The sequence below is a fragment of the Paenibacillus sp. EKM212P genome, assembly GCF_011066115.1.
Lineage (GTDB): Bacteria > Bacillota > Bacilli > Paenibacillales > Paenibacillaceae > Paenibacillus > Paenibacillus polymyxa_B.
In genome coordinates, this window is the sequence record NZ_JAAMNR010000008.1 from 156,212 (window position 1) to 169,365 (window position 13,154).

General features: G+C 46.8%; 13 protein-coding genes. 2 read left to right on the forward strand and 11 right to left on the reverse strand.

The window, feature by feature from the left end; all coding sequences use genetic code 11:
• Nucleotides 1–40 precede the first annotated feature (40 nt).
• Entirely contained in the window at nt 41–1,135 is a 1,095-nt protein-coding gene (locus G9G54_RS21025; RefSeq protein ID WP_165179480.1) for a DUF3048 domain-containing protein, read from the reverse strand.
• Nucleotides 1,136–1,384: 249 nt separating this feature from the next.
• On the opposite strand from G9G54_RS21025, the gene G9G54_RS21030 reads away from it, so the two are divergent.
• Complete coding sequence (locus G9G54_RS21030; protein WP_023987083.1) at nt 1,385–1,903, forward strand: DoxX family membrane protein; 519 nt, start codon at nt 1,385–1,387, stop codon at nt 1,901–1,903.
• 155 nt (nt 1,904–2,058) lie between these two features.
• Here G9G54_RS21030 and G9G54_RS21035 read toward each other — a convergent pair whose 3' ends face one another.
• The 3 genes from G9G54_RS21035 to G9G54_RS21045 all read right to left on the reverse strand — a co-directional run bounded on the left by G9G54_RS21035 (nt 2,059) and on the right by G9G54_RS21045 (nt 4,339).
• On the reverse strand, nt 2,059–2,850 hold the full coding sequence (locus tag G9G54_RS21035) for a dioxygenase family protein (RefSeq protein ID WP_061830852.1): 792 nt from the start codon (nt 2,848–2,850) through the stop codon (nt 2,059–2,061).
• 92 nt (nt 2,851–2,942) lie between these two features.
• Entirely contained in the window at nt 2,943–3,767 is an 825-nt protein-coding gene (locus G9G54_RS21040) for an alpha/beta hydrolase (protein WP_068938549.1), read from the reverse strand.
• A gap of 272 nt (nt 3,768–4,039) precedes the next feature.
• Nucleotides 4,040–4,339: a hypothetical protein gene (locus G9G54_RS21045; RefSeq protein WP_165179481.1), complete on the reverse strand. Its 300-nt coding sequence runs from the start codon at nt 4,337–4,339 to the stop codon at nt 4,040–4,042.
• Between the two features lie 197 nt (nt 4,340–4,536).
• Between G9G54_RS21045 and G9G54_RS21050 the strand changes: the two genes are divergently transcribed.
• Nucleotides 4,537–4,968, forward strand: coding sequence for a hypothetical protein (locus G9G54_RS21050; protein ID WP_165179482.1), 432 nt, complete (start codon nt 4,537–4,539; stop codon nt 4,966–4,968).
• Between the two features lie 162 nt (nt 4,969–5,130).
• Here the strand turns inward: G9G54_RS21050 and G9G54_RS21055 are convergent, their stop codons facing one another.
• The 7 genes from G9G54_RS21055 to G9G54_RS21085 all read right to left on the reverse strand — a co-directional run bounded on the left by G9G54_RS21055 (nt 5,131) and on the right by G9G54_RS21085 (nt 13,130).
• Nucleotides 5,131–6,078 carry an ABC transporter substrate-binding protein gene (locus G9G54_RS21055; RefSeq protein ID WP_165179483.1) on the reverse strand — a complete coding sequence of 316 codons (948 nt, stop codon included), beginning with the start codon at nt 6,076–6,078 and terminating at the stop codon, nt 5,131–5,133.
• Nucleotides 6,079–6,207: 129 nt separating this feature from the next.
• Entirely contained in the window at nt 6,208–7,233 is a 1,026-nt protein-coding gene (locus G9G54_RS21060) for a FecCD family ABC transporter permease (RefSeq protein ID WP_165179484.1), read from the reverse strand.
• Nucleotides 7,233–8,318 carry a FecCD family ABC transporter permease gene (locus G9G54_RS21065; RefSeq protein ID WP_165179485.1) on the reverse strand — a complete coding sequence of 362 codons (1,086 nt, stop codon included), beginning with the start codon at nt 8,316–8,318 and terminating at the stop codon, nt 7,233–7,235. Before G9G54_RS21065 ends, G9G54_RS21060 begins: the two co-directional genes overlap by 1 nt.
• A 192-nt stretch (nt 8,319–8,510) precedes the next feature.
• Entirely contained in the window at nt 8,511–9,485 is a 975-nt protein-coding gene (locus G9G54_RS21070; RefSeq protein ID WP_165179486.1) for a glycoside hydrolase family 43 protein, read from the reverse strand.
• A 220-nt stretch (nt 9,486–9,705) separates the two neighbouring features.
• A complete protein-coding gene (gene ilvA / locus G9G54_RS21075) occupies nt 9,706–10,992 on the reverse strand; it encodes a threonine ammonia-lyase IlvA (protein WP_061830889.1) in 1,287 nt (428 codons plus the stop codon).
• Nucleotides 10,993–11,324: 332 nt separating this feature from the next.
• Entirely contained in the window at nt 11,325–12,164 is an 840-nt protein-coding gene (locus G9G54_RS21080) for a carbohydrate ABC transporter permease (protein ID WP_029517136.1), read from the reverse strand.
• 3 nt (nt 12,165–12,167) lie between these two features.
• Complete coding sequence (locus G9G54_RS21085) at nt 12,168–13,130, reverse strand: carbohydrate ABC transporter permease (protein ID WP_023987071.1); 963 nt, start codon at nt 13,128–13,130, stop codon at nt 12,168–12,170.
• Nucleotides 13,131–13,154 lie beyond the last annotated feature (24 nt).

Sequence of the window (13,154 nt, forward strand, 5' to 3'; positions counted from 1 at the left end):
TTATCCGACAATTTTTTCCTAAAAAGGTGTATTTTGTTTTCTAATTTGCTTCTATGGTTACATGTTCCTTTAGTGAAGTATCTGCAGGTACCACATGTATATAGGATGTACCTGGCGTTAACGGGATTTCAACCCCATTTTTCATAAAACGAATCGCATCGCCTGGTGTATGCTGCCACTCAGCCTGTATTAACTGTCCTTGTTGAAACACCATGGCCTCTCCACTGCCGTCCAGCTCAACACTTAATCTGCCTACATCATCTAACGTTCGATGTCTAGCGCTCATTACAATAACATTGGCTGCTGAGAGCTGTTGGTTATTATTTTGATCCATATGTGACTTTTCGTTCACAAAACGCTTATATTGTTGATTCGCTGGATTATAGGTATAAGATACCCGATAGCTTTTAAGCAAAAAACGAATTTGCAAAGATGCTGCTGTCTCGTCCACCATAACTGGGGTTTCACCGGATTTAAGGTAAGAATATACTGGAACGTCCGTATGCTTGGCATACCCTTTACTATCGCTTCCTTTGCGCAGTCTGTTCACGTCTGTGTATAAATTATGTGGAGGACGACGATCTTTGCTTCGCCAGAAGTAAGCCCCTCCATTTGAAATCTCATCCAGATGTTCCTTCCGCTGCTGCTGTAAAATCGCATAGGCATCTGTGCTTCCCCCTGCGTGTATAGGCAACGCACCATAGGTTTCGCCCAGCTCAATCAAATACGGTCGAATGCTACGGACCGGTCCGATCTTTACATCTCCACCATGACTTTGGAAAAAAGCGACCAGACGGGTAATCCCGCCTTCTGCAAGAACTTCATATACCATGTCTGCCTGGCTAAGTCCTGCCTGTGGACGTGCAGCCGGAGCATTGTTAATCATGACAGCGAGCGGCCGCTCCAAAACAGGCTGCTCCACCGGAAGACCGGTAAGCGGAGCTGTAAATGCCGGAATAGACTGCTCCTTCGGCGGTTCAAGTGCCTCCTTCTCTGTTACTTGCTTGGTCGGTTGGGGAACGGAATCAGATTCACCCGTATTCGACATAGCAGTACAAGACATCAGCGTCATGCATAACAGAGCTGAGGCCATCACACGCAACCAATGATTTCGTTGGGAAATGGGCCCGGACAAGTTCATCCCTCCACTTAGTTATTTTTCTCATTATAAGCTTTATTTCCTGTTTTTGTCTTGATTGAAGCGTAACCACTCTATAGAATACTTATCTAAAGACATTAAAATTTAAAAAATATTCATACTTTGTGATTTTTATCACAAATAACTGTAACTGAACCTACTACAATAAAGGTGTAGCAAAGATGATCATCCCCAACAAAATGAAATACAACCAACATTATAGATTAAGAAAGAGGAGTGGTTTGAATGTTTAACAGCTGGTTACGTGAAAACAAAGTCGCAATGTGGTTGCTGACTGTAGTACGGGTTTATCTAGGTTATGAATGGATGACCCACGGACTTGAAAAACTGACAGGTGGATTCGATGCAGGAGGATTTATCTCGGGGGCCATTGCTAAAACAGGTGGAGACCATCCCGCTGTACAAGGCTGGTGGGGATCGTTCCTGGAAGCCTTTGCCCTGCCGAATGTAGGTTTGTTCAACGTCCTGATCCCATTGGGTGAGTTCTTGGTCGGGGTTGGCCTGCTTCTCGGTACATTGACTACACTGGCTGCTTTGATGGCTATGGTTATGAACTTCTCGTTCCTGTTCTCGGGTACAGTAAGCACCAATGCAATCTACCTGCTGTTTGAAATCTTCCTTGTAGTTGCTGGTGCAAATGCCGGAAGAATTGGCTTTGACCGTTGGGTACTGCCCTTCCTGCGTGGACTGTTTCGTAAAAATAAAGATACCTTTCCAGCGGACCCTAGTCGAAAAATAGCTTAAACATTCCCAAAATAACCGTTATCCTCCGGGATAATGGTTATTTTTTGTGCTGTTATGCTCACGATACACGTGCCTTCTAATTAATAAAACGCAAAATACACAAAAGAACTTCCATTCCCACACACCATGTGGATTCGGAAGTTCTTTTTTTACATTTACGTATCACTTTCTTGACCAAAAGCCCAACAATTGAGACTTAACGAGCCAAGGACATACGATTGAAAAAGCTTACGCGCGGAGCGCTCATGATCCGCAGCCCCCATCGCATAAAACAAAGGTGAAAAATGCTCTATTCCATAAGAAGGTACCGCCTGTTTGGCATATGGAGCCTTCTTGTCATATTGGAATAGGTGACGCAAATTCCAGTCTTGAAGCTGCTGTGCAATCCAGTCATCATATTGAACGGCCCAATCGGCTGGCTCACTCGTCTGCTTGAGTGTCCGCAAGTTGTGTACCAATCCACCGCTACCGATAATCAAAATTCCTTGTTTTCGCAACGGCGCCAGCATCCGCCCAATCTCGTATTGCTCCTGAGGAGCGCGCCGAGAATCAATGGATAAGGGTACGACCGGTATGTCTGCATCAGGATATATATGCCGCAAAACCACCCATGCTCCATGATCCAGTCCTCGGTTCCGAACCGGCTGGTGGAACAGGTTATGCTGACTGAACAGATGCTCTATCTCCTCATACAGCTTTGGATCGCCTGGTGCAGGGTAATCAATTGAGTACATTTCTTCGGGAAAGCCATAGAAATCGTGCAACGCTGCATGCTGATCATCCGCGCCAATACATTGATCGGGGCTATCCCAATGCGCGGAAAAAATGACAATTCCTTTGGGTCGGGGCAGGCTCGCGCCCAGCTTTGCAAGAAAGCTGGTATATGCGTTATTTTCTACAGCCAGTGTCGGTGAACCATGCGCAACAAAAATTGAGGGTAATGTCATCGCTGCCAACCTCCACACGCCAGTATAGTGTTACTCTTCCATTTTACTCCGGCGGAGGCGCAATTTCCAATACAATCCGTTACACACTGAAATCAGATCATCCAGTGCTGCCAATCCCGTTGAATATTTTCCTGTTCATCCAGCCATTCAAGTGTTCGATCAATCAGCCGTTGCCGCTCTTTACCTGACGAGAAAGTGTGATCTCCCTGGAAAATAATCTCTTTATCACAGCGTCCCTCTGGACGCATCCAGAATATCTTTTGAAACAGAAATGCATAATCCACAGGAATAATATCATCCGAGGTGCCATGAACAACGAGCACATCTCCGTTAAATTTAACGGCCTCCTGGAACGGCTGAAATTGAGCTAACGACTCAAAATAAGCAGGCGTAAACTTATAGCCCAAATAGTCGGCATGACCGGTTTTAACAGACTCATCGTACACGCTTCGCTCCGTAATTTTGACGATGTCGTTGAACGGGTAGCCCACTGCGGACCAAAGAACCAGATTTTGTACTCTCTTGTCCCGTACGGCTGTGAGAAGGGCTACCGCCCCCCCCAGACTGTGACCGATCAGTGTCACCTTGGTCGGGTCAATGTCCGCGCAATTGACGGCGTAATCCAACACGGTACGTGTCTGATTAATCATTGATTCTAACCCCTGCTTGCCATATTCCCCCGTGCTTTCTCCACAACCGGCAAAATCAAAGCGCAGGACAAAGTATCCCCCTTCGGCCAGTTCACGCGCAGTCTTGACGAATAATCGATCTACTCCGATACGATTGCCTACAAAACCGTGACATATAACAACGAGAGGAACCCTTCTCTGACGATCTCCCTCATTTGTACGGTTTGGATAATGAATTGTTGCGGCCAGTTCTTCATGTTCAAAGCGAATTCCAATTTGCCGTTCCATCCTGATTCCCCCTGTTTCAAGCTTCACTACACATTTATGAATTCAAACTCATATCGTAACGTGGAATATCTATCCTGGATATTTATTCACTTTAATTCCGATAAGTTTAATAAGATTTTATAGTAAAGTCAGTCTATCATCGCCCTGCTTCCTTGTCAACCTGTCAGTTCACATCGTAAAAAAAGTAAACAAATAGCGCTCCCCGATGCGATTCCGGAGAACGCTATACTACACTTATTAGAGTGAATCCACTACATTAAAGTAGACATTCGTTATTCGTAGCTGTTCCTAAACATTTGGTGGGTCTCCGTTCGTCCCTCCCACTCCAGCTTACAAGAGGCGCCGTTATGTTCATCCTCATGCCACAGGCTGCGGTAGTTCTGTGCACCTAGTTCACCCGCAAATTCTGTATCCTCAGCCACTTCGATATCGTCCAGTATACGGTACGTTGGAGATGATCCTTGAATGCTCCGGTGACTCACATTTGTAGACGAGGCCACCCCGCTATTCCCGTTCGAAGCGTTTGCCAGTCGTTTTTGGACTGAATAATCTGCCTGGTTCTCCAGTTTCATGATGCCACACCCTCTTAACGTTTATATTCAGGTTGCTCTATGTGCTCACCCTGTATCCAGTTTGAGGAGAATGCAGCGGTAATATACATTTTATAGATAAAGTCTTTTGCCATCCGACGCTTCCTCACGTATACTGTCTTTGTTACGTAATGGCGGTTTCATCAGCCCGGGATACGCTCATAAAGCAGGAGGAAGAAATGAATAAAGCAAAAAATTATACGCTTATTGCATGGATTGCCTTGTCTATGTTTTTCTTGACACAGGCAATTATCGGATGGTTTGTCACCTTTACAGGTGGGGATATCAAACCCTTTGAAAAAATCAGCCTATCCACCCTTATCATCATCGCCGCAGGAGCCATTCTACTCGTTGAAGCTCTGATGAATTTTATGGACCGTCCTGAAGAAGGCGAGGAGACACAACAGCCAGACCATGCCCCTGTAAAGCCCCAGATGAATCTTAAATCCATCTTGATGTATGTTGTGTTAGTTGTCGTGATTCTTGTCGCCGGACTGGCGCTGCGCAGTGTACTGCCAGTATTCAGAATCTCACCTTGGGCGAATTTAATTCTCGCCGCCATTGGATTTATTGGACTCAAACCAATTTTTCTGCGTAAAAAACGTTCATAGCCCGCAATTTCTCATTATATGGAGCTGCCTCATTTTGGATCGAAGCAGCTCCTTTTCATTTCGATCAGGCAACCGACTTACAGCTGGGGTGTGCGCCAAAAAGCCGTATTCCTGGCCTGCAAGAAGCTGCATGGGGGAATACGGCTTGGTATACTTTAGAACTTATTTGGAAAATAGTTGTTCTGCATTATCCAGAGCAATTTTATGTCCCATCGCGGAGTAGTCCAGCCAAGGTTGTCCGTCCAACATGTAGACATGCCCTTGCTTCACCGCCTTGAGACCTTGCCATACTGTATTTCCTTCCAGCTGCTTGTATACCTTTTGGGCATCCGCGCCTTTACTGATGATAACAAGGATCGCATCAGCATCATAATCCGGTAAAACCTCTTGGGAAACAACCTGATAAGCCTTATTGATCTTTTCTACACCTTTGGCTGGCTTCAAGCCCAAGTCCTGATACAACAGCGGTCCTACGGGACGCTTCATCCCCATAACACGAACCTCTTTCGCCGTCACACGTACAGCCATAACCGTTCCGTCCCCAATTTTTGAATGAATCAGCTTTTTGACTCGTTCCTTCTGTGTATCATAATCTTTTAGAAATGTGTCTGCCTGTGCTTCATGTTTGACCATAACGGCTATTTTTTTTAATTGTTCCTTCCATGTGCCTTCATCCAGATCAAAAACTTCGGTCGGCGCAATTTTTTCAAATTTGGCCACATCGGTTCCCGAATATTTTTTGTCCAAGAAAATATGATCAGGTTGAAGCTCCAGTACCGCTTCCATATCCGGGTCTGTGACAACACCTAGCTTACGGGTATTTTGAAGACGATCTTTTACATGGGGCAGAAAATCCTTCACATCTCCGCCAATGACCGAACCAGCCGGAGTAATGCCCAATGCCAGCAGGTTGTTCGTCAAATGAATAGACATCGAAGCAATACGCGAATCCGCACTAATGGTTGTCTGCGCACTGCCAGCCGCTTTCGTATCGGTAGCCTGCTTGTCGGCTGCTTGTCCGCAAGCGGACAGCATGATCATGCATACAACAAGAGTTGTGACTACCCATGAACGTTTAAAACCTGAACCCTCAAATTTGTGCTTTCTCATGATTACTCTCTCCTATGCCACAGAAACTCTACATTATAATGATCAATATAGAAGGCTTCTACTTAGTTATTAATTTCAGCAGGTTGTATCATTTGCACCATATGATTTCATATGTACCTATTCCTTCTGTCATTTTGTTCGGGACAGCAGGAATAAAAAATACGGAGCTCCTACCACAGCAACCACCACACCTGCGGGAATCGCATTCGGCTGAAACACCGAACGCCCAATCGTGTCTGCGGTGACCAGAATGACGACCCCGACCAAACAAGCTACTGGCAGCAAATGCTGGTACATCGGCCCAACCAGACGGCGAGCCAGATGAGGTGCAATCAGCCCAATAAAACCGATGCCTCCGGCCATGGATACGCTGGCACTGGATAGAGCCACGGCTGCGCCCAGCAGTAATAGGCGCTGGCGCTTCACACTTGTGCCGATTCCAGCTGCGGTCTCGTCGCCCAACGACAGGTTGTTCAGACTACGCGTCTGCGACAGAACGTAGGGTAAAACAATGACTATCCAAGGCAGCAAAGCCGCTGCATGTATCCAGTCCCGGCCCCAAACGCTGCCAGCCAACCAACGTGCAGTAAATGCGTACGTATCCTCATCCAACCGCAACGACCAATACAGCGTTATGGCGCTAAGACCCGAGGCTACACCGATGCCGGACAAAATCAGACGCACGGGCACGATTCCTCTGGTGCGGCTATAGGACAACAAAACAATCAGCACGGCCGCAATGACACCTCCTGCAAAGGTAAACAAGGGGATCAGAACGGCGGCTGATCCGTCCAGATCGCGAAAAAAGCTAACGAACATTACCAGCCCCAACGCTGCCCCTGCGTGAAGTCCCAGAACTCCGGGATCAGCGAGTGCGTTCCGTGACAAGCCTTGCATGACCGCCCCGGCTGCACCTAGTCCCGCTCCAGCCAGCATCGTTACAGCAATACGAGGCAGACGATACTCGAACAGAACGATATGATCACGTCCACTGCCACCGCCAAACAACGTATCCAGCACGCGTAGCGGTGGAATACGAATCGTTCCGGTATTCAGACCCAAAACAAGGACGGCAAAGCTGATCCCCGCCAATACCAAACAAACGAGCCAAGCCTTTGTCGTCCTTGTATCCCCGGTCCCTGAAGAGCGTCTCACTATAAATCCCTCCTTTCCTTACGGGCGAGAAAGAGGAAAAAGGGTACTCCGATAAAAGACACCATAATTCCGATAGCTAGCTCCTCTGGTGGATTTGCCATTCTCGCTCCCAAATCTGCCAGCACCAGTAGCACGGCTCCCAATAACGCAGACAGCGGCACGATCTGGCGATAATCCACACCGATTAGCTTGCGAGCGATATGTGGGATAACCAAACCTACAAAGCCGATGGCTCCGGCAGCCGATACAGAGAGTCCAGCCAGTACTACTACAGTCAGCAGACCCAAAAGCCGGATACGCCTGAGATTCAACCCAAGGTTTAACGCCACCTCATCGCCCATCGATATCAGCGAAATGGAGCGGGCCAGCCCCATAGACCAAGCGATCACCATAAGTAAAATTGGTGCAAGAATCTCAAGCTGCGACCATTTGATTCCGGCAACACCACCCGCATACCAGAAGGCTAAATCCTGACTTAGATCAAAATAAATCGCAATCCCCGAAGTCATGGAACCTAACAAGGCAGCCGTCACAGCTCCAGACACCGTCAATCTCATAGGTGTCAATCCTCCCGGTGCAGATGCTCCCAGACCAAATACTAGTAAGGTACTCATCAGCGCCCCCAGGAACGACAATACAATTAACGTTCCATAAGGTAGATTGGGGAAAAAGGCAAAACTCACAGCAACTACAAACATCGCTCCTGCGTTAATGCCCAGCACACCTGTATCTCCCAGCGGGTTGCGTGTAATACCCTGAATCAGAGAGCCTGCCACCGCCAGCGCAGCTCCAATAACAGCTGCACCCAGTACACGCGGTAATCTCAGCTCGTGAATGATCTGATGTGTCATTAGCGAACGATCATAGTGAAATACTGCCGACCACACGGTGCTTACGGTCAAGTCCTTGGCTCCAAAAGAAATGGCGGCGAATATGGCCAAAGCCAACAATACAGCCGAAGCTGTGAACAACAACGCCTGCCGAATCCTACCCGCTCGAAGCACTGGAGGTGCTGTTATGACTACTTTAGGAACTTCCCTCTCTGTCAGATCTGTATGTTTGTCCATGCTGTCTTTAGACTGCATTTGGTGAGGTCACTCCCTCCGTACCTAAAATCATCACGTCTCTCATAACGATAATGATAATTATTATCAACTTGATACATAATATCATGTTTCTATGACATTGCAAGCCAAAAACTGTTCCCCTTAGGAGGAACAGTTTTTGAATATATCTATATGATTTTACTGCACAAATGACTTCAAACGGTCCTCTCTTTAGTACGTAGGCCAGCCTGCCGAATCCCATTTCAAATCACTAATCAGAAGCTTTGGATTTCCACCATCAGTGGCATCATAGGCATGACGTGCAATCACACTGTTGTTATAGACAGATTGTCCACCCGGTCCCTTCCAACGGTCATTCCCTGCATCCAGTATCGTTCCACCGCCATCCATCAGGCTTTTGCCGCTCTTGTCCACATACGGTCCGGTAATACTAGTAGAGCGACCGTAAATAATCTTATAATTACTGTCTACGCCTTTGCAGCAGTTATCAATGGAAGCAAACAGATAATAATAGCCGTCGCGGTATGTAACATGTGGCGCTTCCAAACCACCAGCCGTACGCTTGGCGATAGAATAGATCTGGCCCGTAGGCTTCATCGTATTCTTGTCCAATCGAGTCACTTTTAAGCCTGAATTCCATGAACCAAAGGAAAGCCATGGGTTACCGGAAGCGTCAATGACGAGATTGGGATCAATGGCATTATAATCGTTAGCATCCGTCGTACGCAGCACTAGTCCATCATCTCTCCAGCTCCCCGCGCCAATGCTCGTTGCGGAAGCTAGTCCGATAGCCGAGGTCCGGGCACCAAAAGTAGAAATGGAATAGTACAGCCATACCCGTCCATTGTACTTTTGAGCATCCGGTGCCCATACATCGTTAGTCTTTTGCTTAGGTACATACGTTTTCCACCATGATGGCGGTGACAGGAATATTTGCGGCAATCTGTAAAAATTGCGTCCGTCGTCCGATCTTTGAACCTGTATCCCCTGCCCTGTGGAGAAAATATACCATGCATTGCCTTCCTTCGTAATGGACGGATCATGCACTGCCACATCGCCAGTTAACGCCCAATGCTCTGCGGATGCAGATGGCATCACTGATAGCATTAAAGCAGCCGAGGTTACGGCAGCAAACGCCGTTCGGGTCAATTTACTCTGTACTGATTTTTTCCATGCTTCCAACATTCTTTCGCACCTCCGAATGAGTATCTTATAATGAAATTCAGGTGTCACACCTATTACATTAGTGTTTATACTTATGAAGTTACCCATATATTAACCTATCACATTCACTTTTGTAAACGCTTTATTTCAAATAAAAAGAAATTCATAAACTACGCATACCGCTATACATATGAGGATTTTGCAAAATGTTGATACAAAAAAGGAGCCTGTAGGCTCCTCTTCAAATTAGCATATTAAATAGATTTTCGTTTTTGTTCAGTTCCGTATATTTAAGCCCCTTGCGGTTCATTCGTTCAATTAAAGGAAGATAGTCTTCCTTGTGAAACAGCTCAATGCCGACCAGAGCTGGTCCATTTTCCTTATCATTCTTTTTCGTATATTCAAACCTAGTAATATCGTCGTCCGGTCCAAGCACATCCTGTAGAAACTCACGCAGTGCCCCGGCTCTTTGCGGGAAATTCACCATAAAATAATGCTTCAGTCCTTCGTAAATTAGGGACCGTTCCTTAATCTCCTGCATACGATCTATATCGTTGTTACCACCGCTGACGATACAGACAACCGTTTTGCCTTGAATTTGCTCGCGATACAGATCAAGTGCTGCCACAGGCAGTGAACCCGCAGGCTCCACAACAATCGCATTTTCATTATACAGTTCCAGAATCGCGGTACATGCTTTGCCTTCCGGTACCTTCACAATATCGTCCAAGGTGTGTTTACAAATATCGTATGTCAGCTGACCCACACGCTTCACCGCAGCTCCGTCAACAAACTTGTCTATTTGATCCAGTGTAACGACCTTGCGCAAACGCATGGCTTCCGTCATCGACGCCGCGCCGAGGGGCTCCACGCCAATTACCTTGGTGGACGGACTCACGGTTTTAACATACGTACCTACGCCTGCCGCCAAACCGCCGCCGCCAATCGTTACGAACACATAGTCCATAGGTGTATCTAGGCTCTCCATCACTTCCATCGCAATCGTACCATTGCCCGCAATAATTTTCGGCTGATCGAACGGATGGATGAAGGTCATTGCCTGCTCGCTGCACACCTTCATGGCCTCATCATAAGCATCGTCAAACGTGTCTCCGGTCAGAATGACCTCTACACTGTTACCGCCAAAGCGACGAACCTGCTTCACCTTCTGATTAGGCGTTGTACTCGGCATAAATATTTTACCGTGGATACCAAGTGCGTTACATGAAAAAGCCACACCTTGCGCATGATTCCCCGCACTCGCACACACGATGCCTTTTTCCATTTGCTCAGGGGTCAAGCTGCGGATCATGTTGTAAGCTCCACGGATTTTAAAGGACCGCACGACTTGGAGATCCTCTCTTTTCAGATACACATTACAGTTATATTTGGCCGATAGGACGGCATCCCTCTGTAAAGGTGTACGTACAATCACCTCACGCAGCATATGATGCGCTCGTACAATATCCTCCATGCCAACGGCTGACGCCATGGCCGGGTCAGTTTTCTGGGTTTCTGTTGGTTCCATAGGTTCTCCACGCTCCGCCTGAATATTTCTGTATTGAGCATTTTACATAAATCCCAAGAGCGATTTCAAACCAGCAATATATAATCGAAACGGTTTAGTTCGTTTATATATTGTACTTTTGAGCGTTAGGAATCAAATTATGCAAAGTGCTGTATTTGAAATCTTTCAAATATCATACCACGTTTACCCATAGCTTGTGCAGATGATAGTCATGAAAATGAGAATGAAAATCAATCGAATCTAAAAAAAGGCAGACCGGGACACTGCCCGATCAGCCTTTTTTGACGTTGCACATTTCTTGTACTCCGTTGCTCTATTTAATACCTTTCCGATTATCCTTTTACTCCGCCTGCCGTCATCCCTTCAATAAAGTAACGCTGGAAGAACAGGAACACGACGAGAATCGGTAAAATAGCCAAAACAGAACCCGCGATCAGCACATCATAATTGTTGCCATATGGCGTCAGCAGACTGGACAGTCCAATTGGCAGTGTCAGCATGTCGTTGGTACGCAATACAATCATAGGCCAGAGGAAGTTATTCCAACTGTTCATCGCCTGCAAAATAGCCATCGCTGCAAATGCAGGCGCCATCAGAGGCATCATAATCCGTACGAAAATGCCATATTCTGAACAGCCGTCAACCCGCGCAGCATCCATGAAATCCTTGGGAACACCACTCAAATATTGACGGAAGAAAAAGATCGGGATCGGCGCGACGACGAATGGTAGAATTACACCCCATACCGTATTGATCAGCTTCATGCCGATCATTAGCTTGTAGAGCGGCAGCATGATAATTTCTACCGGGATCATCATCACGACCAGCACCAGTGTGAAAATCACATTTTTCAATCTAAAACGGTACATCTCCAGACCATAGCCCACCATCGCGGACAATATCAGACATAACACCGTAAACAAGACGGTAATGACAATACTGTTCCAGTACCATTGAAAATAATCCGTCGTCCCCTGAAAGATGAACGCATAGTTTTTCAGGGACATGATGTCCCACTCCAGCTTAAGATTCAATCCGTAGCGCAATAGCTCCGTCGATGGCTTGAACGAGGCAAGCGTCACAGCAAATAGCGGAAACAGGGCAAACCCGGCAAACAGAATGAATAGGACAACGAGCAATGCGGATAACGAGCCTTTTTGTTTCTGAGCCATCGCTTAATCCTCCTTCCGGAACATGCCGAAAAATTTGAGCTGGATCAGGTTCAGCACTAGTGTAAATACGAGCAATACAATGCCCACCGCAGCTCCGAAGCCCATACTGTTCTGCTCCAGACCTTGGCGATAGAGATAGCCAACAATTGTTAAACCAATATCGTTCGGGGAGTTATTTCCGTTCCACAACATGTAGCTCTCCGTGAACATGGACAAACCCGCATAAATGCTAATCGTAAATACGTAGATCGTTACTGGTTTCAGCATAGGAATCGTAATCCGCCAAAATGAATCGAAACGACTGGCTCCATCAATCTGCGCAGCCTCATACAACTCAGGAGGAATGTTCTGGAGTCCCGACATGTAGTACAACATATTTACGCCCAACCATCTCCACAAGGCCAGCACAATCAACGCTAAAAAGCCGGTGTTCGCATTCATTAGCCATTTGTAAGGCTCCAGACCGAATACCCCCAACAGGGAGTTCATCAGCGAACCATCCAATTCACCGAACATGAGGCGGAAGATCGTTCCTGCTACCACCACCGAGGTTAGTGCAGGTATAAACATCACGGAGCGAAACAACCCTCTGCCCGGCATTTTAGGCGAATTCAGCAATACTGCCAATACCAGCGGCAGAGGGATCAGCACGACTAGTGTAAGCAACGTATACAGTACGCTATTCAATATCGCCTTTCCAAACGTAGGATTGATTAAGTCCTTATAATTTTCCAGTCCAACATAAGTTGTTATCCCTGGTAGGACTTCCTGAAAGCTCATAATGACCGTCGAGATGACTGGATAGGCAAAAAATAGCGCAAAGGACAGTAAAAATGGAAGGACAAACACATACGGTGCCGTACGGCTGGAATGAATAAAGCGACTCCATCGGCTTCTGGTCGGACGCTGAGGTTGTGGCGGCTGACCTGTCGGTACATTAGCGTTCGTATGAACGGGCGTTGCCATGAATCTCACTCCCTTTCCTGTTGG